The following is a 21,628-nucleotide window of genomic DNA, read 5'->3' as shown; positions in this document are numbered from 1 at the left end:
ATCCACCATGCGTGCTACTTTCATCTTGCTGATTGTCAGCAGCAGTGCCACGGCATTAGACAGGCCAGTCGACAATGCCTGGTTGACGCCGCCTCCCCAGCACGAGGCGCCAGCCAAGCAGACCTGGCAATCCACCCTGGATACCAACGATCTGCTCAAACAGCCCAAGCCGCTCTCCCTGGGGGTGGATATCACCACCGACAGCAACGGTAATCGGCAGATCACCCCCTATCAGAAACTGAACCTCACGGCAGAGAAGAGCGTCAGCCTCTCCTTCGAAAAGCAAAAGCCCAGGATCAAGTTCAACGCTGGCGGCATCAACACCTCGGTCAAGCTTCGCGGGGATGGCGTCAAGATGCAGTTCAACCCCAGTGACAAGACCATTCCCCTGCAAATTGAGCTGAAGATCACCGACGACGAGTCCATGATGCGTCTGGACTACCGCTTCTGATGACCCAGACACAAAAAAACCGGACGTCGCCGTCCGGTTTTTTCATGCCCTGTTCCCGATGCTGCTTCAGGACTTGGGGGACAGCTTGGAGACCCAGAACTTGTTGTAGACGTGCACCGTGATCTCTTCGCGATCGTGATAGAGCTGTTTGGCCTGAATGATGAAACCGCCGTCGATGTCGGCCAGCAGTCCGCGCAGCACCTCGATGTTGTGCACCGCTTCGGCGTAGCGCTTCTTCATCGGCAGCTTGAGGTTGAACATGGCTTCCTGACAGTCGTTCTCCCTGAACCAGTCGGCCACCATGTGGGTCACTCGCGCCGGCTTGTCCACCATGTCGCACACCAGCCAGTAGGTATTCTTCTTGCTCGGCCGCCACACGAAACCATCGTCACGGATATGCTTCACCTGACCTGTGTCCATCAGGGATTGGGCCATCATGCCGTTGTCCACCGCCGTCACCATCATGCCGCGACGCACCAGCTGATAGGTCCAGCCACCCGGGCAGGCGCCAAGATCCACGGCCTTCAGGCCGGAGCACAGGCGCAAGTCCCACTCTTCCTTCGGCACGAAGACGTAGAACGCCTCTTCCAGCTTGAGGCTGGAGCGGCTCGGGGCATCGGCCGGGAATCGCAGGCGCGGGATCCCCATGTGGAAGGCAGAGTTGTTGAAGGAGTAGGAGTACCCCAGCATCAGGTGGTCATTGGCCAGGAAGAAGGCGTGGAACACGGGACGGTTCGGGGTCTCCTTCTTGGTCAGGATCTCGTTGCTGCGCAGCGCCTGGCGAAGCGGCACGGTGAACTTGCGGCAGAAGGCGGAGAGCTCCTTCGCCTCGTTGGTATCGGCCGTCTCCACCCGCAGATCACCGCAAATGGCGTAACCGCTCGCCGCCTCCAGGATGGGAGAGACCCGATCGCTTATTTCCAGATCTTTCAGCTCGTGGGTCACCACCAGCATCTGGCGAATGAAGATGAGCTCGCGGAACGGCAGCTTGCGCGCCAGCAGATCGGCCTGCTCCTCGTCATACAACTCGAAGATCACATAGCCGCTGTCGTCCTTGACCCGGGCAAAGCCGTAGCACTGCATGTTGCCGGCACGCTCGGTGATCTCTGCCGCCGCCTCTTTCTCAAAACCCGGGCGGCAATAAAGCAGCAGATTATTCATTCTTTCCTCCAAGACGACAGCCGGCCCACATCAGAGCCGCCCATCCCAACATAAAACAGAGGCCACCGGCCGGGGTGATGAGCCCCAGCCCCTTGCTGCCAAGCAGCACCATGGCGTAAATACTGCCGGAGAATCCCAGGATCCCCAGCACAAAGACGGCGCCCGCGAAGGTGATCACCTTGCCGCGCACGCCGCACAGCCCCAGCACCAGCAGGGCCAGGGCGTGGAAAAACTGGTATTGCACGGCGGTGTTGAACGCCGCCAGCAACGAAGGAGCAATGCCGGTCGCCGCCAGCCCGTGAGCGCCGTAGGCCCCGAGCATGGTGGCCGTCAGGCCGAAGAAGCCCGCCAGCACCAGCCAATGTCGTTGGATCTGCATCTTCTCTCCTTGCACGCTTCTTCTCTCGACCCGCTCGAGATGGTCAGGAGCGGCCCACCGCCGCGATAAAATCCTTGATCCGCTCCGCAGCCAGGCGCAGGTTCTCCTGCTCGCTCATGCCGCTCGCCTTTCTCGGTTTGAAACCATGATCCCCGTCGGTCAGCCAGTGGACCGATACGGCGGGTGAGAAGGGGAAATCGGCCAGCTCGGCGCGAGAACCGAAGGTATCGCGCTCCCCCTGCAGCAGCAGCGTGGGCGTCGTGATCAGCTTGAGCACCTCGCCCCGCCATGCGTCGGGCTTGGCCGGGGGGTGGAAAGGATACCCGAGAACGATCAATCCTGCAGCATCCATCTCGTCGTCCCCCTCGCAAAACAGCTCGGCCGCCATCCTCCCCCCCATGGACTTGCCCGCCAGAAACAGCCGGGGATGGGCAAACTGACGCACCATCTCGCGCCAGTGAGCCAGCAGCACGGGTTGTCTGTCCGGCGGCCTGCGTTTGCCGTCCTGAGCCCGTTTGGTCATGTAGGGGAAGTTGAAGCGCACTACCTCGATATCCGGCCCCGCAAGCAGTCGTGACAACTCGGCCAGGAAGCTGTGCTCCATGCCCGCCCCCGCGCCGTGGGCCAGCAGAATGCGAACGGGGGCGTCACTCGCCCCCTCTCTTGTCAGGTCAGTCACCAGGTCAACTCCTCAGGCATCGGCAAGGCGGGCACGCCTGCGGGCCTCTTCCTGCTCCACCAGTTCCAGCATCCAGTCGCGAAAAGCCACTATCTTGCCCTGATCGGACTGCTGCTCCTGACACACCAGATAGAAAGCGTTCTTGCTCACCAGCACCTGTTCGAACGGGCAGATGAGACGACCCGCCTCTATCTCCGGCTGGGCCAGCACGCTGTGGCCGAGCGCCACCCCCTGACCGTGGATCGCCGCCTGGATCACCATGGTGGAGTGGCTGAAGATGGGCCCCTGATTCACATTGGGCGCGTCGATGTCGAGCTGGCGGAACCAGGCCTTCCAGTCGCGCCGGGAGGTGTCGTGCAGCAGGGTGTGACGGGTCAGATCGTCCGGGGTGCGCAGGGGCTTGGGGCCGGTCAGCAACAGGGGCGAGCAGACCGGGATCAGGTACTCGGTGTGCAGCTTGTCCGAACGAAGACCCGGCCAGTTGCCGCGGCCGTAGTAGATGGCCACGTCCACGTCGTCGGTGAGGGAGCCCTCGTCCATGTCCACCGCCTTGATCCGCACATCGATGTCCGGGTGGCGTTCGCTGAACTTGACCAGGCGGGGCACCAGCCACTGGATGGCGAAGCTCGGCTGCAGGGAGACGGTGAGCGCCCCCTTGGCGCTGCGGGCCAGCAGCTTGTCGGTCGCCTCGGAGATGGAGGCAAAGATGTCCTTGATATCGAGGAAGTAGCTTTGCCCCTCCTCGGTCAGTAGCAGGGAGCGATTCTTGCGGCGAAACAGCTTGATGCCGAGATACTCCTCCAGCGCCTTGATCTGGTGGCTGATGGCTGCCTGGGTCACGAACAGCTCTTCTGCTGCGCGGGTAAAGCTCAAGTGACGAGCCGCGGCTTCAAACGCTTTCAGTGCATTGAGCGGAGGTAAACGACGAGACATGGAATCGGCCGACGATGAATTTTTCTAATGGGGCGCATTATAAATTGTCGGTTGCGGGTCGACCAGTGAATAAACATAATTCGCCACGCAATTCGTTGTCATATGGCTCACACCTTCTCTTCCATGTTGGTTTACATGTGGTTTTTGTGAGTGAGTCGACAGTGATTGTGGTGTTGTGTTTCTTCCTCTGCGGGAAGAAGGGCTAAATCAGGTCGATTTAACCCAGTCTGTCATCTGAATGTGTTTGGCGCCTCCGGTTGGATGGCGCCTTTTTTCTTATCCTCCCCTACACCCGGAACTGGCCCACCAGTTGCTGCTGCTTGTCCGCCAGTTGCGACAGCTCGCGCCCGTTGTCGGCGGAGGTCGCCGCTTCCGCCCGAATGGTATGGCTCACGTCGCGAATGTTGCTGACGTTGCGATTGATCTCGTCCGCCACTCCGCTCTGCTCCTGCGCAGCCCTCGCGATCTGCTCGTTCATCTGGTGGATGGTGCCGACAGCCTGGATGATCTGCTCCAGCACGCTGACCGACAGCTCCACCTTGGTGAGGGTCAGATCCGCCTGGTGATGGCCGGTCAGGATCGCCTTCACCACCGCCTCCGTCCCCGACTGCAACTGGCCGATGAGGTTCTGGATCTCGACGATGGCGTTCTGGGTTCGGCCCGCCAGGTTGCGCACCTCGTCGGCGACCACCGCAAAACCGCGCCCCTGCTCACCGGCTCGGGCCGCCTCGATGGCCGCGTTCAAGGCCAACAGGTTGGTCTGCTCGGCAATCCCCTGGATCACCACCAGGATGTCGTTGATGTTGTCGCTGTTGGCGGAGAGGTGCTCCACCACTGGTTTGGCATCGCTTATCACCGTCATCAGTCTGGACATGGCCTCCTGGGTCTGCGCCACCACGGACTTGCCCTCCTGGGCCGCCGTGTCGGCCTCATCGGCCGCCGCCACCGCCGCATTGGCATTGCCGGCGACCTGCAGGGCGGTAGCGCTCAACTCTTCAAACGCGGTCGCCACCAGATCCACCTCCTGATACTGGGACTGCATGCCGGCGCTGGTACGGGCTGCTCCTTGCGCCGCCAGGGCCGCACTGGCCCGAGTGCCCGCAACGGTGTCGATCACCTGGCTGATGGTGGATTGCAGCTTGTCTAGGAACTTGTTGAACCACTTGGCCAGCTCGCCTATCTCGTCATCCCTGCGCAGATCGATGCGCTGGGTGAGATCCCCCTCCCCGCTGGCGATGTCCTTGAGGCGTGCCACCACGGCGCGGATGGGCGCCACGATGCGCTGGGCCATCAGCCAGATGCAGAGCAGGGCGAGCGCCGAAATCCCGCCACCTATGGTGAGCTGGGTTGCCACGCTGCGCTGGGCCTGATCCTCAAGCTCCCCTTGCAGTTGCAGGGCCGAGGCGAGCACCACGGCGCGGGGCAGCTCGATATAGATGCCCCACTTGCGATCCGTACCGCGCATGCTGACCGGCACGAAGGTCTGCAACAGTGCGCCATCCGGGCTCCAGCGCGTCACCACATCTCCCTTGGTCAGCCACCCCTTGAGATCCTGCGCCAGCCCTTGCTGCTCCAGCAGATTGCCAAGGGCGACCGGGAACCCTTCCACGCCGGCCACCCGCCCTTCACTGCTGAGCAGAAGCACCTTGCCCTGCCCCTTGTAGAGGGTCCGGCCCATCTCTTCCACCAGGCTCTGCAGGGTCCCCAGGGAGATGTCGACCCCCACCATGCCAAGCAGGGAGCCCTGGTCCAGCAGCGGCACGGTTACCGAGGTCATCAACACCTGCTGGGTCCCCACCTCGTCCACATAGGGTTCGAGCAGACAGAGCGCCTTGCTGCGGATGCTGCAACTGTACCAGTCGTTCTCAAGACCGCCGTGTCCGGAGGGCTTGTCGTTGGCCAGCATCGCCTCGTCCATCACCTCCAGGTTGACCTTGCCGTCGACCCTGGCCCAATAGCTGGAAAAACGCCCCTTGTCGTTGGCGCCAAGCGCCGTCGACCCCTGATAGTTGTCATCCTCCCCGTCGAGCTGGTTGGGTTCGAATACCGCATAGACACCGAGCAGGTTCGCTGAAGACTCCGCCGCATCCTGCAACTGCTGGTTGACGGCATTGCGCAGCGCCTCGGAGTGAACGAAGTTGTCGGCCGCGTTCTTGCGCTGGAACAAGATGCCCTCGGCAAGCAGGGTCGCCCTGAAGTAAGCCTCATCGAGGTAGCTGGTCACCCGGGCTGCCTGGGTCGCCCCCATGGCCTGCATCCAGTTTTCTGCCGCGTGCTGCCCCTCCAGGGTGGTGGAGGTGAGCACCTGCTCCTGCATGCGGGCCGCGTTGAAAAGAGAAGAAGCCACCAGCGCGACGGCACTGGCCAGCAGACAGCAACCGGCGATCAGGGTGATCCGTCCCTGAACAGAAAGAGAACTCATGCCACTATTTCCTAACGTCTACAGATGTGAACACTGTATCGGTTTTGGATACAAAAACTTAACTAAATCAGCAGAGATCCAGGCTTAATTGATTGATTTCACCCGCTCCGGGCAAACCAACGACCAGACCGAGCAGGCGAATGGGTTTTCCTTGAGCCCGTTGCAGTCCCTCGTGCAGCAGATCGTGGAAGCGGGCCGCCTGATAACTCCCCTTGCGATAGACGGTGGTCTGGTGAAAATCGGCAAACTTCAGCTTGATCCCCTGCCCCATCAGCATCTCCGCAGGGCAGGCCTTGGCAAAACGCTGCTCCAGCTCGGGAATGAGCCGGCTGAGCACCTGCCAGCAGGCGTCCTCGTCCAGCACGTCGCTGGCGAGCGTCGTCTCCACACCGATGCTCTTGCGCACCCGCCTGGCCTGCACCGGCTGATCATCATGCCCCCAGATGCGGCCGGCCAGCATCTCCCCGAGCTTGCCGAAACGGGCGATCAGCTCCTCGTTGCCGAGCTGGCGGGCATCTTCGCAGGAGTAGAGCCCGAGGGACTCCAGCCGCTCTGCCGTCTTGCGGCCGATGCCGGGCAGCTTGCCAAGGGGGAGCTGGCGCACGAACTCGTCCACCTCCTGGGGGCGGATGACGAACAGGCCGTCAGGCTTGCGCTGCTCGGAGGCGAGCTTGGCCAGAAACTTGTTCGGCGCCACACCGGCCGAGGCAGTCAGCCCAAGCTCGGCGCTGATGGCGGCGCGGATCTCCGCCGCCATCAGGGTGGCGCTGCCACCGCAGCGGGGACTCTGGGTCACGTCGAGATAGGCTTCATCGAGGGAGAGCGGCTCCACCTGCTCGGTATAGCGCAGGAAGATGGCGCGCAACTGGCGCGAAGTTTCTTTGTAGACGGCCATCCGCCCGGGGATCAGCACCAATGGCGGACAGAGCTTTCTGGCCAGGGCGCTCGGCATGGCGGAGCGTACCCCGAAGCGGCGCGCCACGTAGTTGCAGGTGGAGATGACTCCGCGTCGGTCAGCAGCGCCACCGATGGCGAGCGGCACCTCCCTGAGGGCCGGGTTGTCCCGCATCTCCACCGCGGCGAAGAAGCAGTCCATGTCGATGTGAATGATCTTGCGCATGGCCGTGTCTGTTGCTGTGTCGACAGCCTCCCGAACAGATCATAGGGATAGACCCTGGGCATCCGGCGAGGAGGCGTGTCGAACGACAAAAATACTGTATGGATAACCAGTTGAACGTTCCATGCTACCCCAAGCCTGTCATTTCTGCCAGCGCGCCAGCGCGGGCTAGGGCATAGACTCTCAGGGCTCCCATTTGCGGGGGCTGGGAGGTGCAGGATGAAAAGATTCTGGCCGCTGCTGGGCCTGCTGCTGCCGCTGACGGGCACGAGCAAGGATCACCCGACTGCGGAGTGCAACTGGCTCTATCAGCGCATCGCCGCCTTGGAAAAAGCCATACAGCAAGGGGATGAACTGGGCACCAGGGAGGAGCTGGCAAAGCGAAAGAAAGAGTTCAAGGCAAAGGCATGCAGCCAATATGACTACTGACCCCATGCCACATAAAAAACGAGCCGACCCAGGGGTCGGCTCGTTTCGTTGCAAGGCTGCCTTCAGAGCGATATCCGCCGTTAGATGATGCGGTTGTCCACAAGCATCTTGCGACGGGCCTCTTCCTTGGCCATCTTCTTCTTGCGGTTGTCGCAAGGCTCGGGGCAGTCGCACTCCTTCTCGATCCCGATGGAACCCAGGCCGCCACAGGAGCCGGAGATGGACTTGCGCTGGAAAATGTAGCCGATGGCCATGGCCACCACGACCATCAGAAACACCCCGAAGGTGATCAGAAAGATCTGCATGTAGTTACCCCTTACTTCTTGACCAGATATGGTTTGAAGGCATCCGAATAAGCCTCTTCGAACCCGTCATCCGTCTTGGTGATGGTGAAGATGGCCAGCCCCCGTTCCTTGGCATAGGCCAGGCTCTTCTCCGGCCCCATGACCATGAACACGGTCGCCAACCCGTCTGCTGTCATGCAGGAGGGGTGGATGACGGTCACCGACACCAGGCGGTGCTGGATGGGCTTGCCCGTCAGCGGATCCATGGTGTGGGAGAAGCGCTTGCCGTCCAGCTCGTAATAGTTGCGGTACTCGCCCGAGGTGGCCACCCCGTTGTCACCGGGCAGGATCACCTCCTGTACTGAACCGGCATTGACGGTCGGCTTCTCGATGGCGACACGCCAGGGATGCCCCTTGCCGTTGACACCGTTGATGCGCAGCTCGCCGCCTATCTCCACCAGATAGTTGCGCGCCCCCTGGGACTCCAGGTACTCGGCCACCTTGTCTACGCCAAACCCCTTGGCAATGGCGGAGAGATCCACGTAGAGGTCCGGGATGTCCTTTTGCAGGGTATCGGCATCGGCAGAGGTTATCACATGCAGATTGCCAAGGCCCGTCTTCTGCCGGGTCTGGGTGATCAGCTCGTCGGATGGCACCTTGGTCGGTTTGGCATCAGGTCCAAAGCCCCATAGATTGACCAGGGGGCCCACGGTGACGTCCAGCGCCCCGCGGCTCTCGCGGCCAATGTGAATGGCCTCGGTCACCACCCGGGCCGTGTCACGGGAGACCACCAGCGGGGTACTGCCCTTGTGCTGGTTGAAGCGCGACAACTCGGAATCCGGGCGGTAGGTGGACATCTGATCGTTGACCCGCTCCAGCAAGACGTCGACCTCGGCCTGAAGCTTGGCGGCATCCGTGACGGCGGCATCCGCCACCTTGATGGAGTAGTAGGTGCCCATGGTGCTGCCGGTGATGTGGATCTCCGGCTTGGATTGGACCGATTCCTGACCGCACCCAGTCAAGAAAAAGGCTAGCCCTAAGGCTAGCCAGGTCTTTACAACACTGTGCATGGATTAACCACCAAAGTCATCCAGGAGGATGTTCTCGTCTTCAACGCCGAGGTTTTTCAGCATGTTGATGACGGCAGCGTTCATCACGGGAGGTCCACACATGTAGAACTCGCAATCTTCCGGTGCCTCATGGTTCTTGAGGTAGTTCTCGAACAAGACGTTGTGGATGAAGCCGGTGTAGCCATCCCAGTTGTCTTCCGGTTGCGGATCCGACAGGGCGACGTGCCACTGGAAGTTGTCGTTCTCGGCGGCCAGCATGTCGAAGTCCTCGACATAGAACATCTCGCGCTTGGAACGGGCACCGTACCAGAAGCTCATCTTGCGCTTGGTCTTCAGGCGACGCAGCTGGTCGAAGATGTGGGAACGCATCGGCGCCATGCCGGCACCACCACCGACGAACACCATTTCGGCGTCGGTGTCCTTGGCGAAGAACTCACCGAACGGACCCGAGATGGTCACCTTGTCACCGGCCTTCAGGCTGAAGATGTAGGAGGACATCTGGCCGGGAGGCGCAGTCCAGTTGCTGGGCGGCGGGGTCGCGATCCGCACGTTCAGCATGATGATGCCGAACTCTTCCGGATAGTTCGCCATGGAATAGGCACGGATGATCGGCTCATCGACCTTGGACTCCAGCTCGAAGATCTTGAAGCGATCCCAGTCCCCGCGATACTCCTCGGGAATATCGAAGTTCTTGTACTGCACGTGGTGAGCAGGGGCTTCGATCTGGATATAACCACCGGCGCGGAACGGCACGCTCTCCCCATCGGGGATCTGCAGCTTGAGCTCCTTGATGAAGGTGGCCTTGTTGTCATTGGAGATGACGGTACAGTCCCACTTCTTCACGCCGAAGATCTCTTCCGGCAGCTCGATGTCCATGTCGGAACGAACGGTGACCTGACAGGCCAGACGCTCGCCATGACGGGCTTCGCCCTTGCTGATGTGATCCAGCTCGGTCGGCAGTATGTCGCCGCCGCCGGCTTTCACCCGCACCTTGCACTGACCACAGGAGCCGCCGCCGCCACAGGCGGAGGAGACGAAGATACCGCTGCCGGCGAGCACGCCGAGCAGCTTGCCACCCGCCGGGCTGGTCACAGCCTTGGCCGGGTCGCCGTTGATGCTGATTGTCACGTCACCTGCGGTCACCAGCTTGGACTTGGCGAACAGAATGACTGCCACCAAGGCCAGCAGGATCACGGTGAACATGACCACACCCAGAATAATTTCCATCTATATTTCCTTTCCGATTACAGGGAAATACCAGAGAAGGACATGAAGCCCAGCGCCATCAGACCCGCGGTGATGAAGGTGATGCCGAGGCCACGCAGGCCTTCCGGAACATCGGAGTACTTCATCTTCTCGCGGATCCCTGCCATCGCGACTATGGCCAGCATCCAGCCTGCACCCGACCCCACGCCATAGACCACGGACTCCACGAAGTTGTAGTCACGCTGCACCATGAAGGAGACGCCACCGAAGATGGCGCAGTTCACCGTGATGAGCGGCAGGAAGATGCCGAGGGCGTTGTAGAGCGCCGGGAAGTACTTGTCCAGGGCCATCTCCAGGATCTGCACCAGGGCCGCGATCACCCCGATGAAGGTGATGAAGCTCAGGAAACTCAGATCCAGACCGGATACCAAGGCACCGTCTTTGAGCACGTAGTTGTAGATCAGGTTGTTGGCCGGGACGGCAACGGTCTGAACCACGATAACGGCAATCCCCAGGCCCATGGCGGTCTTGACCTTCTTGGACACCGCCAGGAAGGTACACATCCCCAGGAAGAAGGAGAGCGCCAGGTTCTCGATGAAGATCGAGCGAATCAACAGACTGATATAGTGTTCCATACCTTAATCCTTCGCCTCCACCTGCTTGGGATCCTTGGTGCGCACGCCCCAGATGATCAGACCAATGATGAAGAACGCACTCGGCGGCAGCAGCAGCAGGCCGTTGGGCACATACCAGCCACCATTGTTCACCAGCGGCAGCAGCTCGATGCCGAACCAGGTGCCGGAACCCAGGATCTCGCGCACGGTGGCCACGGTCAGCAGCACGGCGCCATAACCCAGACCGTTGCCGATACCGTCCAGGAAGGAGGGCAGCGGGGCACTCTTCATGGCGTAGGCTTCGGCACGACCCATCACGATACAGTTGGTGATGATGAGGCCGACGAACACCGACAGTTGCTTGGAGATGTCATAGGCATACGCCTTGAGCACCTGGTCAACCACGATAACCAGCGAGGCAATCACCGCCATCTGGGCGATGATCCGCACGCTGTTCGGGATCTGGTTGCGGATCAGGGAGATGAACAGGTTGGAGAAGGCGGTGACCGCGGTAACGGCCAGCGTCATCACGAACGCCGTCTTCATCTGGCTGGTAACGGCCAGCGCGGAACAGACACCCAGCACCTGCAGTGCGATGGGGTTGTTGCCGAGCACAGGCGTCAACAGCAACTTTTTCATTTCGCTCTTGTCAGCCATTGTTGATTTCTCCTGCACGTACCTTGGCCAGGAAGGGACCGAAGCCCTTGGGGCCCATCCAGAAGTCGAAGGTGTGCTGTACACCATTACCGGTCAGGGTTGCACCAGACAGGCCGTCGATTTCATGCTCGGAACCAGCCGGAGCATGGCCCTTGATCACCCGCAGCGCAGGCTGACCGTTCTGGTCGAACAGCTTCTTGCCGACGAACAGCTCGCGCCAGGCCGGGTTCTCGATCTCGCCACCCAGACCCGGGGTTTCACCGTGGTCATAGTAGGTGATGCCCTTGATGGTCTGGCCATCGGCCGCGACCGCTACGAAGGCGTACATGGTGGACCACAGACCCTGGCCGTAGATCGGCAGGATGATGTTGTCGACCTTGCCTTCGGCATCTTTGGCGAAGAACACGGGAACCAGCTTGGAGATCTGACGCAGGCCGGCCTTGTCGTCGGCCGGGGCCAGACGGATGCTCTTGGCCGGGTCCTTGGCGGCAACCTTGGTGTCGAAGTTGTCGGCATCGCCGTCAACGAACTCACCGCTGGTCAGATCCACCAGACGCGCTTCAATCTTGTCGCCATAGAGCTGGGCCAGGTCACGCTTGGCCACGGCGCTGATGTCGACGCCGGCGACGGACAGGATGTTGCTTTGCTTGTCCAGTGCCTTGTTTTCCAGCTGGGCCGGACGCAGACCCACGGCAGCCACGGAGACCACGATGGAGCAGACCAGACACAGACCGGTCACTACGGCGAGGGTGCCGGTAGTAGAGTCTTTATTAAACGCCACGTGCGATCCTCCGCTTGATGTTCGCCTGTGCCACGAAATGGTCAAACAAGGGGGCAAACAGGTTGGCGAACAGAATGGCCAGCATCATGCCTTCCGGGAAGGCGGGGTTCACCACCCGGATCAGCACCACCATCACGCCGATCAGGGCGCCATACCACCACTTGCCCTTGTTGGTGAAGGCAGCGGAAACGGGGTCGGTCGCCATGAAGGCCATGCCGAACGCGAAGCCACCCAGCACCAGGTGCCAGTGCCACGGCATGCTGAACATGGGATTGGTATCGGAACCGATGACGTTGAACAGCAGGGAGGTCGCAACCATGCCGACCATGACGCCGGCGATGATGCGCCAGGAGGCGATGCGCATGTAGACGATCATGGCTGCGCCGATGAGGATCATCAGGGTGGAAACTTCACCGATGGAACCGGGCAGGTTGCCAAGGAAGGCATCCATCCAGCTGATGGCTTCACCGGTGGCACCGTTGATCAGCGCCATCTGGCCGCCCTGGGCCCACTGGCTCAGTGCGGTTGCGCCGGAGAAGCCGTCAACAGCAACCCAGACCGCATCACCGGAGATTTGACCCGGGTAGGCGAAGAACAGGAAGGCACGACCCGCCAGCGCCGGGTTCAGGAAGTTTTTGCCGGTACCACCGAACACTTCCTTGGCCAGCACCACACCGAAGGTGATACCCAGGGCAGCTTGCCACAGGGGCAGCTCGGGCGGCACGATCAGGGCGAACAGGATGGAGGTCACGAAGAAGCCTTCGTTGATCTCGTGCTTGCGCACCATGGCGAACAGCACTTCCCAAAAACCACCGACGATGAAGACGGTGATGTAGATCGGGAAGAAGTGCGCCGCACCGATCAGCATCTTGCTGCCGATGCCGGCGACGGCCGGATCCAGCGAGGCACCGAACAGGGTGGCCAGGGCGTATTGCCAGGAATCGGCACCGGCCGCGCTGCCCATGTGGGCGATGGCGGCGATGGACTGGTTGCCGACGTTGTACATGCCCCAGAACATGGCCGGGAACACGGCCAGCCACACCATGATCATCATGCGCTTCAGATCGATCGCATCACGGACGTGGGCGGCATTGCGGGTCACGGAACCCGGGGTATAAAACAGGGTGTACGCCGCTTCGAACAAGGCATAGTACTTTGCGTACTTGCCACCCGGCTCGAAGTGATGTTCCATATTTTCAAGAAGTTGCTTGAAACTCATCGCTTAACCTTCCAGTTCGATCTTGGTCAGGCACTCACGCAAGACGGGGCCGTACTCTGTCTTGCCGGGGCAGACGAAGGTACAGAGCGCCAAATCTTCCTCATCCAGCTCCAGGCAGCCGAGCGCCTGCGCGCTGTCGGTATCACCGGAGATCAGATCCCGCAGCAGCAGGGTCGGCAGGATGTCGAGCGGCATCACACGCTCATAGTTGCCGATAGGCACCATGGAACGATCACTACCGTTGGTGGTGGTAGTGAAGTTGATGAGTTTGCCCTTCATCAGGTGAGAGAGGGTGGTACGGGTGATGGAGAACTTGTTGGCACTGGGTTTGACCCAGCCCATGAACTCTTTCTCACGGCCTTCGCCCAGCACGCTCACCTGGTTGTGGAAGCGACCCAGGTAGTCATGGACCCCTTCGGCCTTGGCACCGCTCAGCAGGGAACCGGAGATGATGCGGTTTTCGTCCGCACGCAGCTCGTTGTTGGTCAGCTGGCTGAGGCTGGCACCCAGACGGGTACGCAGCAGACGCGGCTTGATGACGTTCGGGCCAGCCAGGGAGATCACCTTGTCGGTAAAGATCTGGCCGGTGGTGAACAGCTTGCCGTAAGCGATCACGTCCTGATAGTTGATGTGCCACTGCACCTTGTTGGCACCGACCGGATCCAGGAAGTGGATGTGGGTGCCCGGCAGACCGGCGGGATGCGGACCGACGAACACGGCTTCCTTGACCTGGGCCAGGGAGGAGTGCGGCAGGCTGGCTTCGCCCTTGCAGACGTGGACGGTACCATCGGTCAGGCGGGTCAGCACGGCCAGACCGTCGAGGAAGGCCTGGGCCTGTTCCTTGATGATCAGCTCCGCACTGGCGGCCAGCGGGTTGGTGTCCATGGCGGTGACGAAGATGGCGCGCGGGGTGGAGCCCACGGCCGGCACCTTGCTGAACGGGCGGGTACGCAGCGCGGTCCATTGGCCTGATGCGACCAGGATCTCCTGCACCTTGCTGCGCTCGAGCTGTGCCAGCTCGGCGGAGGCAAAATGCGCAAAGGTCACCTGCTCGTCGGACCCATCAATGTCGATGACGACGGACTGGAGAACACGCTTGGCACCACGGTTGATCTCAGAAACCACACCGGTGGCAGGGGCCGTGAATTTAACGCCGGGATTCTTCTTATCTTCGAAGAGCTCCTGACCTTTAATGACGCGATCACCTACTTTGACAAACATAGTAGGACGCATCCCCACGAACTCTTCGCCGAGTGTAGCAACACGGGTGATGGCCGGGCCATCGTAGATTACTTGCTCCGGAGCACCCAGCACGGGGATGTCCAGTCCTCTTTTAATTGTAATCATACTCACTTGCACTACCGTTAAGGGAAGACAGGTTGGTTAGCGCCGAGAAATACATCACGACGAGTTGTTGAATGAGCCCGTCAACATCGCGGAAAGCTGTCGAAGAAATAAACAAATCAGCAACATACAGGATCATTCAAAAGCGCCTGAGTTTACCACCTTAGGCGAGTTAGCCGCCACGCCAAATGGGGAAAATCCCCGCCCTATCACAAAATTAACCTTCACTGAATATTTCGCGCACGTCCTTGCAAACCGTGGTTTTAAAGGACTTTTCGCAAAACTAACCATATAGGGGTATTTTTCAGGCGCAAGGAAAAGGATTAGAAAAAATAATGATCCTCCCCCTCATCCCTGGCGGCACACCATTCGTGATAGCGCTGTTAATGGCCCGAGGAAGGCGCCATCAGAAGGTCCAACGGCTCATGCAAAGGGGGATTTGCTGACGCAACCCGGCGTCTTTGGCGCCTGCTCCCTGGCCTGCCACTCGGATTCGGTATAGGTATGCAACGCCAATGCATGAATGGCTCCCGCCAACTCGTCGGCCAGCACCCCGTTCACCTGACGATGGCGCCCCAGCAAACGCTGTCCCTCAAACGCCTGGCTCACCACGACTACCTTGAAGTGGCTTTCGGAGCCCGGTGCCACCCTGTGCATGTAGCTTTCATTGATCACTTCCAGGTGGCTCGGGGAGAGCGCGGCGGCCAGCTTGGCCTCTATCTGTTGTTGCATGCTCACGGTAAGGACTCCTCGTTGAATATCCGGCCATTGTAGCCAGGGTTGTGCGCCCGATGCATCAGGTACGAAGGATCCGCTCGCTCTCGCCGCACCGGACTGGTGAATTTCTCCGCCGCCGCTAGAATAGCGCCACTTTCACCGCTGCCGGGCAACACGGGGCAGACGGTCGCCATTCATCAATCACACGTTGGACTCTTGCCTATGCAAACCCTGCTCGACACGGCCCACTGCCGCCTGACCCTGTATCGTTACCCGCGGCAGAGCCAGGATCCCCTGCAGGCCTGGGATGCGGCGGACGAGTACCTGATAAGCCACCTTGCCGAATCGCAGCAGGCACCTGACGGCCCCGTCATCATCATGAACGACGGCTTCGGCGCCCTGGCAGGCTATCTGCATGCCCACGCCCCCGTCTGCGTGACCGACTCCCACATCAGCGAGCGGGCCACCCTGGCCAATCTGGCGGAAAACGGGCTGGATCCCCACGCCATCACCCTGCAGGATGCCCTGGCCCCCCTGCCCGATGCCCCCGCCCTGGTGGTGATCAAGGTCTCCAAGTATCAGGCGCTGCTGGAGCAGCAACTGCTTGCCCTGCGCGGGGTCGTCACCCCTGCGACCCGCATCATTGCTGCCGGCAAGGCCAAGGACATCCACACCTCCACCCTCAAGCTGTTCGAAAAGTATCTGGGGGAGACCCGCACCTCGCTCGCCTGGAAGAAGGCACGCCTCATTCATTGCACCCCGGCCGCCGAGCGCCCGTCCCTGACCAGTCCCTTCCCGACCGTCTGGCCGCTGGAAGGCACCGACATGCTCATCCACAACCATGCCAACGTGTTCTCGCGCACGAGCCTGGATATCGGCGCCCGCTTCATGCTGGACAACCTGCCCATCCACAGTGCCCGCAGGGTGATCGATCTGGGATGTGGCAACGGCGTGCTCGGGCTCTCCCTGCTGGCACGAGACAGCGAGGTGGAGGTGACCTTCATCGACGAATCCCGGATGGCGGTGGCGTCCGCACGGCTCAACATCGAGCACAACCTGCCCGATGCCCTGCCCCGTGCCCACTTCATGGTCAACAACTGTCTCGATGACGTTCCCGTCGGGGCAGCGGACAGGATCCTCTGCAATCCCCCCTTCCATCAGCTGCAAGCGATCACCGATCACATCGCCTGGCAGATGTTCAGCGACGCCCACCGGGTGTTGCCTCAGGGGGGCGAACTCTGGATAGTAGGCAACCGTCATCTGGACTATCACAACAAACTCAAGCGCCTGTTTGGCAACGCACAAGTCGTTGCGTCGAACAGCAAATTCGTTATTTTGAAAGCCATCAAACGCTAAAGATAAAGCTAAAGGAAACCCATGATGAAAAAGTCACTCTTGCTGCTGGCCGCTCTGGTATTGGGCGGTTGTGCTACTCACTGGCCCGAGAGCGCCCTGCTCAACCCGCAAGTCATCCCCTCCAACCAGCAGTACTACTCCGGCAACCGCATCACCATGGAAGGGGTGGACAAGCGTGAAGCCGCCTATGTTTTCTCTATCAAGAAAAAAGAGAAGGCCCCCGTGCTGGTGAACAGCAGTCAGCCTCTCAACAGCCTGCTGGCTGAAAAACTGGCGGAAGGGCTGCGCAGCCAGGGCCTGGAAGTGGGCAACAGCGGCACCACCAACCTGACGCTGGCCATCTCCACTGCCGCCGTCACCGTGGAAGAGAAGACCTTCACCTATGTCACCAAGTCCCGCGTCAGCCTGCAGGTGATTGCCGACTTCCAGGGCAGCAAGCTGACCAAGCAGTTCAACATGTCCTCCAGCAAGGAGGGCCCGGGCGAGCCGAGCATGGCCGATCTGGAATCCACCCTGAACCAGCAGCTGGGCAGCGTGCTGCAGCAGATCATGGCCGACGAGGCGCTGCGCGGTTATCTCAAGGGTCAGCCGAGCTGAGCGAGGACATATAAATGAAGAAACTCTGGTTACTGATCACCTTGATCGCCCCCCTGGCTTTCGCCGGTCAAAAAGTCCAGATGGAGACCAACCATGGCACCATCGTCGTGGAGCTGGCCCCCAAACAGGCACCACAGACCGTGAAGAACTTCCTGCGCTACGTGGCAGACGGCAGCTATGACGGCAGCCTGTTCCACCGGGTGATCCAGAACTTCGTGGTGCAGGGTGGGGGCTACAACCAGCAGTTCCAGCCCCTGCCGACCTTCGATCCCGTGGTCAACGAGTCCAGAGGCGGCCTGCCCAACAAGCGCGGCACCATCGCCATGGCCCGCACCCAGGCGGTCGACAGCGCCACTCGCCAGTTCTATTTCAATCTGGTGGACAACGACAACCTCAACGCCAATGCCGGCGCCGGTTACACCGTGTTCGGCCAGGTCGTGAAGGGGATGGAGGTGCTGGACAAACTGGCCCAGGTCCAGACCGGCTACAGCTCCATCCTGCGTGCCAACGACGTCCCCACCAGCCCCATCATCCTGAAGAAAGTGGTGCTGCTCGCGGACAAATAACGCGGCCCGGATCACATTCCACCGCGTCCCTGAACGGGTCACCAATCTCTTTTTCTATACTCTGCTCCCCGATGTGTGCCACGCATCGGGGAGCAGAACCAGAAGGAGGAGCCGGTGACCTGTCATGATTACATAACCCAACACGCCGGCCCGCTGGCCCAGGCGGTTCGCCATTTTCTGGCACGCAAGATTCCCTATCAGCAGCTGGAGGACTTGAGCTGGCAGCTCCTCTCCCACTGGCAGGCGCTCTGCGTGATCCCCATGGACAAAACCCCCGCCAACGCACAGGAAGGAGTGTTCTGGCATCTGCTTCACAGCCTGCACCTGTGGGATGAGCAGCGCCTCCTCTGTGATGACGCGCTGCGCCTGCAACTCATGGCCTGCGCCAATTTTCTCGCCGACGAGGGCCCCTGCCCGCACCACTGCATCGGCTCGCGCCCCTGAAACCTGCCGCCCGCCACTCGGCTTGCCTTGGCTACGCCTGCCGAACCTGACAAAATGACCCCCTTTTCCCAGAGGAGTCAGGCTGTTGAACAATCTCCGCCCGCCCAGCCACACACCGGGCCGCGCCACCCGCTGGCGAGATGCCCTCGCCGTCTATCTGGAAGCGCGGGTACTCATCCTGTTTGCCATGGGATTTTCCTCCGGCCTGCCTTTGCTGCTGGTCTTTGGCACCCTCTCGTTCTGGCTGCGCGAAGCGGATGTCAGCCTGACCGACATCGGCTACATGAGCTGGGTAGCGCTGGCCTACGGTTTCAAGTGGCTGTGGTCGCCCCTGGTGGATCGGCTGCCCCTGCCCCTGCTGTCACGGCTGCTTGGGCGACGACGCAGCTGGATGCTGTTCTCCCAGGTGCTGATCGCCCTCTCCCTGGTGGGGATGGCCTATTGCGATCCCAAGACCCAGCTCGCCCAGCTGGCCCTCTTCGCCCTGCTGGTGGCCTTCTCCTCTGCCACCCAGGACATTGTCATCGACGCCTATCGCATCGAATCCGCTCCCGAGCGGCTGCAGGCGGCCATGGCCGCTTCCTATATGACGGGGTATCGACTCGCCATGATCATGGCGGGAGCGGGGGCACTGGCGCTGGCGGCCTGGCTCGGCAGCAACAGCGGCTATGACTATCGCGGCTGGCAGCTCACCTATCTGCTGATGGGAGGGCTGATGTCTCTTGGCATCCTCACCACCCTGATGAGCCACGAGCCGCAGATCGATCTCAAGAGTCAGGACGAGCAGCAGATGGCGCGCAAGGCCACCCTGCTGGCACGGGGTTGGTCCCCCACGCTGGCCGGGCTGGGGGCCTGGACCTACGAGGCCATCTGGTGTCCCTTCGCCGACTTCTTCCGCCGCTACGGCTCCTCGGCCCTGCTGATCCTCGGGCTTATCGCCTGCTATCGCATCTCGGACGTGGTGATGGGAGTGATGTCCAACAGCTTCTATGTGGATCTGCAGTTCAGCAAGACGGAAGTGGCCACCATCACCAAGGTCTATGGTGTCATCATGACGCTGGTGGGAGCCGCGCTCGGGGGCGTGCTGGTGATGCGCTTTGGCACCCTGCGCATCCTGTTCCTCGGCGCCGTGCTGACCGCCAGCACCAATCTGCTGTTCGCTCTCCTCAACGAAGTGGGCCACAACCTGGAGCTGCTGACTCTGATCATCTCGCTGGACAACCTCAGCGCCGGCATAGCGACGGCTGCGTTTGTAACCTATCTATCGAGCCTCACCAACGTAGCCTTCTCCGCCACCCAGTACGCCCTGTTCAGCTCCATCATGCTGTTGCTGCCCAAGTTGCTGGCGGGGTTTTCTGGTCGCGTGGTGGAGCAGATCGGCTACAGCCACTTCTTCATCGGCACCAGTCTGCTCGGCATTCCGGTGATGATCCTGATCATCATGGTTGCCAAACGAGGCAGCACCTTGTCACCACAAACGCACAAATAGCAAGCGTTTGCGCATTTTAGGGGGTGATTAGATTCACAAATCCTGACAAAGTTCCCTGGTGCTTGTTTATCCGTTGAATTTATTTGGCTAGAATCCCTCCCGCTCCTTGTGGGCAGGCTACGGAAAACCTCAACTAACGCACAAGAGACCAATAAAATGGCCAAATTTACCAAGACTCTGATCGCTGCCGGTCTGCTGGCTGCCTCCGCCACCCCGGCCTTCGCTGCCGACTACAGCGGCGACATCCACAAGAACGACTACAAGTGGATGCAGTTCAACGTGATGCACACCATCGACCAACGTCCTTTCACTGCAGGTGCTGAAGATTACAACGACACCTACTTCGAAATGGAATTCGGTGGTCGCTCCGGCCTGTTTGACCTGTACGGTTACGTCGACGTCTTCGATATCTTCGACTCCCGTCACAGCGACAAGCACAAGGGTCAGAACCTGTTCATGAAGTTTGCGCCGCGTATGTCTCTGGATGCGCTGACTGGTAAAGATCTCTCCTTCGGTCCGGTGCAAGAGGTTTACATCGCCTCTCTGAACAACATCGGCGACAACCAGATGGAAAACATGATCGGTCTGGGTGCTGATGTACAAGTGCCTTGGTTCGGCAAAGTGGGCATGAACCTGTATGCTCGTCACGCCACCGAAAACCAGTTCTTCACCGAAGAAGAGGGTGAGTGGAACGGTTACTGGTTCGCCATGAACTGGTTCAAGCCTTTCTACACCTTCAGCAACGGCAGCTTCGTCTCCTATCAGGGTTACCTGGACTACGCCTTCGACTTGGACACCCACAACCGTGCTGACCGTACCAGCGACAACCTGGCTACCTTCCACGGTATCTACTGGCACTCCGACCGCTACGCCGTCGGTTACGGCCTGAAGTACTTCATGGATGCCTACGGCACCAAAGACGGTTCCACCGCCTACGACGGTACCCCGTGGAAGAGCTCTGGCTTCAGCCACTACTTCTCCGTGACCTACAAGTTCTAATCGAACTCGTCACACGGATACAAAAAACCGGAGCAGCTGCTCCGGTTTTTTTATGCCCTCATGCTGGCAGTGGGGGGAGAGCCGCGCCCTCCCCGTTCGCCATCAGTCGCGGAAGTTCTGGAACTGCATCGGCTGGCCCAGTTCGGCGCCACGCACCAAGGCCATGGTCTCTTGCAGATCGTCGCGCTTCTTGCCGGTGACCCGCACCTCGTCGCCCTGGATGGCAGCCTGCACCTTGATCTTGGAGTCCTTGATGAGCTTCACCAGCTTCTTGGCCACTTCCTTGTCGATCCCCTGCTTGAACTTCACGGTCAGGTGGAAACGTTTGCCGGAGTGGACGCTGTCACCCACATCCATGGAACTGTTCTCGATCTGGCGCTTGAGCAGGGCGCCGCGCAGGATCTCGACCATCTGCTTGAGCTGGAAATCGGCATCGGCTTCCAGCTTCACTTCTTCCTTGTTCAATTCGAAGCTGGCTTCCACACCACGAAAATCGAAACGGGTCGCCAGTTCACGGTTGGCGTTATCAACGGCGTTCAACACCTCGTTCATTTTGACTTCAGAGACAATATCGAATGACGGCATAGCCGGGCTCCTCATGCTGTACTTCAGGTTGTGCTGACAGGTGGGCAAATCTACCAGAAAACGGGCAAATTTGCTGATTTCGATGGGATTGCTCTGCTAGAATCCCCTGCGCACAGGAATGGTGAGACC

The 21,628-nt window shown here is 60.4% G+C and carries 24 protein-coding genes; 8 read left to right on the top strand and 16 right to left on the bottom strand.

The genetic code is table 11. The annotated features are described in order from the left end of the window. Positions 1-7: 7 nt before the first annotated feature. Entirely contained in the window at positions 8-451 is a 444-nt protein-coding gene (locus tag C2U30_RS20375; RefSeq protein WP_010673379.1) for a hypothetical protein, read from the top strand. Positions 452-517: 66 nt separating this feature from the next. On the opposite strand, the gene rlmM is transcribed toward C2U30_RS20375, so the two are convergent. The 6 genes from rlmM to dinB all read right to left on the bottom strand — a co-directional run bounded on the left by rlmM (position 518) and on the right by dinB (position 7,145). After that, positions 518-1,612, bottom strand: a complete 1,095-nt coding sequence (gene rlmM / locus C2U30_RS20370) for a 23S rRNA (cytidine(2498)-2'-O)-methyltransferase RlmM (RefSeq protein ID WP_041214679.1) — start codon at positions 1,610-1,612, stop codon at positions 518-520. Continuing rightward, the gene (locus C2U30_RS20365; protein WP_010673377.1) at positions 1,605-1,991 is read right to left on the bottom strand and encodes a DUF423 domain-containing protein; all 387 of its coding nucleotides are present in this window, start codon (positions 1,989-1,991) and stop codon (positions 1,605-1,607) included. Before C2U30_RS20365 ends, rlmM begins: the two co-directional genes overlap by 8 nt. Positions 1,992-2,034: 43 nt before the next feature. After that, entirely contained in the window at positions 2,035-2,670 is a 636-nt protein-coding gene (locus C2U30_RS20360) for an alpha/beta fold hydrolase (protein WP_069651748.1), read from the bottom strand. Positions 2,671-2,682: 12 nt separating this feature from the next. After that, positions 2,683-3,603, bottom strand: coding sequence for a transcriptional regulator GcvA (locus C2U30_RS20355; RefSeq protein ID WP_029313926.1), 921 nt, complete (start codon positions 3,601-3,603; stop codon positions 2,683-2,685). 286 nt (positions 3,604-3,889) lie between these two features. After that, positions 3,890-6,025: a methyl-accepting chemotaxis protein gene (locus C2U30_RS20350; protein ID WP_045523602.1), complete on the bottom strand. Its 2,136-nt coding sequence runs from the start codon at positions 6,023-6,025 to the stop codon at positions 3,890-3,892. 67 nt (positions 6,026-6,092) lie between these two features. Then, positions 6,093-7,145, bottom strand: coding sequence for a DNA polymerase IV (gene dinB / locus C2U30_RS20345; protein ID WP_010673373.1), 1,053 nt, complete (start codon positions 7,143-7,145; stop codon positions 6,093-6,095). Between the two features lie 216 nt (positions 7,146-7,361). On the opposite strand from dinB, the gene C2U30_RS20340 reads away from it, so the two are divergent. Continuing rightward, the gene (locus tag C2U30_RS20340) at positions 7,362-7,571 is read left to right on the top strand and encodes a hypothetical protein (RefSeq protein ID WP_010673372.1); all 210 of its coding nucleotides are present in this window, start codon (positions 7,362-7,364) and stop codon (positions 7,569-7,571) included. Between the two features lie 80 nt (positions 7,572-7,651). Here the strand turns inward: C2U30_RS20340 and nqrM are convergent, their stop codons facing one another. The 9 genes from nqrM to C2U30_RS20295 form a co-directional block, all read right to left on the bottom strand. Next, positions 7,652-7,876, bottom strand: a complete 225-nt coding sequence (gene nqrM / locus C2U30_RS20335; protein WP_010673371.1) for a (Na+)-NQR maturation NqrM — start codon at positions 7,874-7,876, stop codon at positions 7,652-7,654. An 11-nt stretch (positions 7,877-7,887) separates the two neighbouring features. Beyond that, on the bottom strand, positions 7,888-8,925 hold the full coding sequence (locus C2U30_RS20330; protein WP_103244419.1) for an FAD:protein FMN transferase: 1,038 nt from the start codon (positions 8,923-8,925) through the stop codon (positions 7,888-7,890). A gap of 3 nt (positions 8,926-8,928) precedes the next feature. Continuing rightward, a complete protein-coding gene (gene nqrF, locus C2U30_RS20325) occupies positions 8,929-10,152 on the bottom strand; it encodes an NADH:ubiquinone reductase (Na(+)-transporting) subunit F (protein WP_103244418.1) in 1,224 nt (407 codons plus the stop codon). Positions 10,153-10,169: 17 nt separating this feature from the next. Then, entirely contained in the window at positions 10,170-10,766 is a 597-nt protein-coding gene (nqrE, locus tag C2U30_RS20320) for an NADH:ubiquinone reductase (Na(+)-transporting) subunit E (protein ID WP_005303538.1), read from the bottom strand. A 3-nt stretch (positions 10,767-10,769) separates the two neighbouring features. Continuing rightward, positions 10,770-11,402, bottom strand: coding sequence for an NADH:ubiquinone reductase (Na(+)-transporting) subunit D (locus C2U30_RS20315; RefSeq protein ID WP_005303545.1), 633 nt, complete (start codon positions 11,400-11,402; stop codon positions 10,770-10,772). Beyond that, the gene (locus C2U30_RS20310) at positions 11,395-12,183 is read right to left on the bottom strand and encodes a Na(+)-translocating NADH-quinone reductase subunit C (protein WP_029313922.1); all 789 of its coding nucleotides are present in this window, start codon (positions 12,181-12,183) and stop codon (positions 11,395-11,397) included. Before C2U30_RS20310 ends, C2U30_RS20315 begins: the two co-directional genes overlap by 8 nt. Further along, positions 12,173-13,402 carry an NADH:ubiquinone reductase (Na(+)-transporting) subunit B gene (locus C2U30_RS20305; protein ID WP_010673367.1) on the bottom strand — a complete coding sequence of 410 codons (1,230 nt, stop codon included), beginning with the start codon at positions 13,400-13,402 and terminating at the stop codon, positions 12,173-12,175. Before C2U30_RS20305 ends, C2U30_RS20310 begins: the two co-directional genes overlap by 11 nt. Before the next feature lie 3 nt (positions 13,403-13,405). Then, entirely contained in the window at positions 13,406-14,749 is a 1,344-nt protein-coding gene (locus C2U30_RS20300; RefSeq protein WP_069785570.1) for a Na(+)-translocating NADH-quinone reductase subunit A, read from the bottom strand. 420 nt (positions 14,750-15,169) lie between these two features. Then, a complete protein-coding gene (locus C2U30_RS20295; protein ID WP_010673364.1) occupies positions 15,170-15,478 on the bottom strand; it encodes a BolA family protein in 309 nt (102 codons plus the stop codon). Between the two features lie 207 nt (positions 15,479-15,685). On the opposite strand from C2U30_RS20295, the gene C2U30_RS20290 reads away from it, so the two are divergent. The 6 genes from C2U30_RS20290 to C2U30_RS20265 all read left to right on the top strand — a co-directional run bounded on the left by C2U30_RS20290 (position 15,686) and on the right by C2U30_RS20265 (position 20,914). Continuing rightward, positions 15,686-16,819, top strand: coding sequence for a methyltransferase (locus tag C2U30_RS20290; protein WP_103244417.1), 1,134 nt, complete (start codon positions 15,686-15,688; stop codon positions 16,817-16,819). 24 nt (positions 16,820-16,843) lie between these two features. Next, on the top strand, positions 16,844-17,416 hold the full coding sequence (locus tag C2U30_RS20285) for a YajG family lipoprotein (RefSeq protein WP_039040711.1): 573 nt from the start codon (positions 16,844-16,846) through the stop codon (positions 17,414-17,416). Positions 17,417-17,430: 14 nt separating this feature from the next. Beyond that, positions 17,431-17,982: a peptidylprolyl isomerase gene (locus C2U30_RS20280; RefSeq protein WP_041211273.1), complete on the top strand. Its 552-nt coding sequence runs from the start codon at positions 17,431-17,433 to the stop codon at positions 17,980-17,982. A 114-nt stretch (positions 17,983-18,096) separates the two neighbouring features. Continuing rightward, positions 18,097-18,426 (top strand): hypothetical protein, encoded by a 330-nt coding sequence (locus C2U30_RS20275; protein WP_042864276.1) that lies wholly within the window; start codon positions 18,097-18,099, stop codon positions 18,424-18,426. A gap of 85 nt (positions 18,427-18,511) precedes the next feature. Continuing rightward, positions 18,512-19,915: an AmpG family muropeptide MFS transporter gene (locus C2U30_RS20270; protein ID WP_048208191.1), complete on the top strand. Its 1,404-nt coding sequence runs from the start codon at positions 18,512-18,514 to the stop codon at positions 19,913-19,915. A 156-nt stretch (positions 19,916-20,071) separates the two neighbouring features. Beyond that, positions 20,072-20,914 (top strand): nucleoside-specific channel-forming Tsx family protein, encoded by an 843-nt coding sequence (locus tag C2U30_RS20265; protein ID WP_041211271.1) that lies wholly within the window; start codon positions 20,072-20,074, stop codon positions 20,912-20,914. Between the two features lie 102 nt (positions 20,915-21,016). On the opposite strand, the gene C2U30_RS20260 is transcribed toward C2U30_RS20265, so the two are convergent. Further along, on the bottom strand, positions 21,017-21,499 hold the full coding sequence (locus tag C2U30_RS20260; RefSeq protein ID WP_010673357.1) for a YajQ family cyclic di-GMP-binding protein: 483 nt from the start codon (positions 21,497-21,499) through the stop codon (positions 21,017-21,019). Positions 21,500-21,628 lie beyond the last annotated feature (129 nt).

The sequence above is a fragment of the Aeromonas sp. ASNIH5 genome (genome assembly GCF_002902865.1).
Classification (GTDB): Bacteria; Pseudomonadota; Gammaproteobacteria; order Enterobacterales; family Aeromonadaceae; genus Aeromonas; species Aeromonas caviae.
The sequence above is the reverse complement of the archived record's forward strand: the minus strand, read 5'-3'. Positions and strand labels throughout refer to the sequence as shown.

Excerpts from the sequence above, each read along its gene's own strand:
- C2U30_RS20260 (WP_010673357.1), bottom strand. The coding sequence starts at position 21,499 with ATGCCGTCATTCGATATTGTCTCTGAAGTCAAAATGAACGAGGTGTTG.
- C2U30_RS20300 (WP_069785570.1), bottom strand. The coding sequence starts at position 14,749 with ATGATTACAATTAAAAGAGGACTGGACATCCCCGTGCTGGGTGCTCCG.
- C2U30_RS20285 (WP_039040711.1), top strand. The coding sequence starts at position 16,844 with ATGAAAAAGTCACTCTTGCTGCTGGCCGCTCTGGTATTGGGCGGTTGT.
- nqrF (WP_103244418.1), bottom strand. The coding sequence starts at position 10,152 with ATGGAAATTATTCTGGGTGTGGTCATGTTCACCGTGATCCTGCTGGCC.
- rlmM (WP_041214679.1), bottom strand. The coding sequence starts at position 1,612 with ATGAATAATCTGCTGCTTTATTGCCGCCCGGGTTTTGAGAAAGAGGCG.
- C2U30_RS20355 (WP_029313926.1), bottom strand. The coding sequence starts at position 3,603 with ATGTCTCGTCGTTTACCTCCGCTCAATGCACTGAAAGCGTTTGAAGCC.
- nqrM (WP_010673371.1), bottom strand. The coding sequence starts at position 7,876 with ATGCAGATCTTTCTGATCACCTTCGGGGTGTTTCTGATGGTCGTGGTG.
- C2U30_RS20290 (WP_103244417.1), top strand. The coding sequence starts at position 15,686 with ATGCAAACCCTGCTCGACACGGCCCACTGCCGCCTGACCCTGTATCGT.
- C2U30_RS20350 (WP_045523602.1), bottom strand. The coding sequence starts at position 6,025 with ATGAGTTCTCTTTCTGTTCAGGGACGGATCACCCTGATCGCCGGTTGC.
- C2U30_RS20280 (WP_041211273.1), top strand. The coding sequence starts at position 17,431 with ATGAAGAAACTCTGGTTACTGATCACCTTGATCGCCCCCCTGGCTTTC.
- C2U30_RS20265 (WP_041211271.1), top strand. The coding sequence starts at position 20,072 with ATGGCCAAATTTACCAAGACTCTGATCGCTGCCGGTCTGCTGGCTGCC.
- C2U30_RS20375 (WP_010673379.1), top strand. The coding sequence starts at position 8 with ATGCGTGCTACTTTCATCTTGCTGATTGTCAGCAGCAGTGCCACGGCA.
- C2U30_RS20330 (WP_103244419.1), bottom strand. The coding sequence starts at position 8,925 with ATGCACAGTGTTGTAAAGACCTGGCTAGCCTTAGGGCTAGCCTTTTTC.
- C2U30_RS20295 (WP_010673364.1), bottom strand. The coding sequence starts at position 15,478 with ATGCAACAACAGATAGAGGCCAAGCTGGCCGCCGCGCTCTCCCCGAGC.
- C2U30_RS20365 (WP_010673377.1), bottom strand. The coding sequence starts at position 1,991 with ATGCAGATCCAACGACATTGGCTGGTGCTGGCGGGCTTCTTCGGCCTG.
- C2U30_RS20305 (WP_010673367.1), bottom strand. The coding sequence starts at position 13,402 with ATGAGTTTCAAGCAACTTCTTGAAAATATGGAACATCACTTCGAGCCG.
- nqrE (WP_005303538.1), bottom strand. The coding sequence starts at position 10,766 with ATGGAACACTATATCAGTCTGTTGATTCGCTCGATCTTCATCGAGAAC.
- C2U30_RS20340 (WP_010673372.1), top strand. The coding sequence starts at position 7,362 with ATGAAAAGATTCTGGCCGCTGCTGGGCCTGCTGCTGCCGCTGACGGGC.
- C2U30_RS20315 (WP_005303545.1), bottom strand. The coding sequence starts at position 11,402 with ATGGCTGACAAGAGCGAAATGAAAAAGTTGCTGTTGACGCCTGTGCTC.
- dinB (WP_010673373.1), bottom strand. The coding sequence starts at position 7,145 with ATGCGCAAGATCATTCACATCGACATGGACTGCTTCTTCGCCGCGGTG.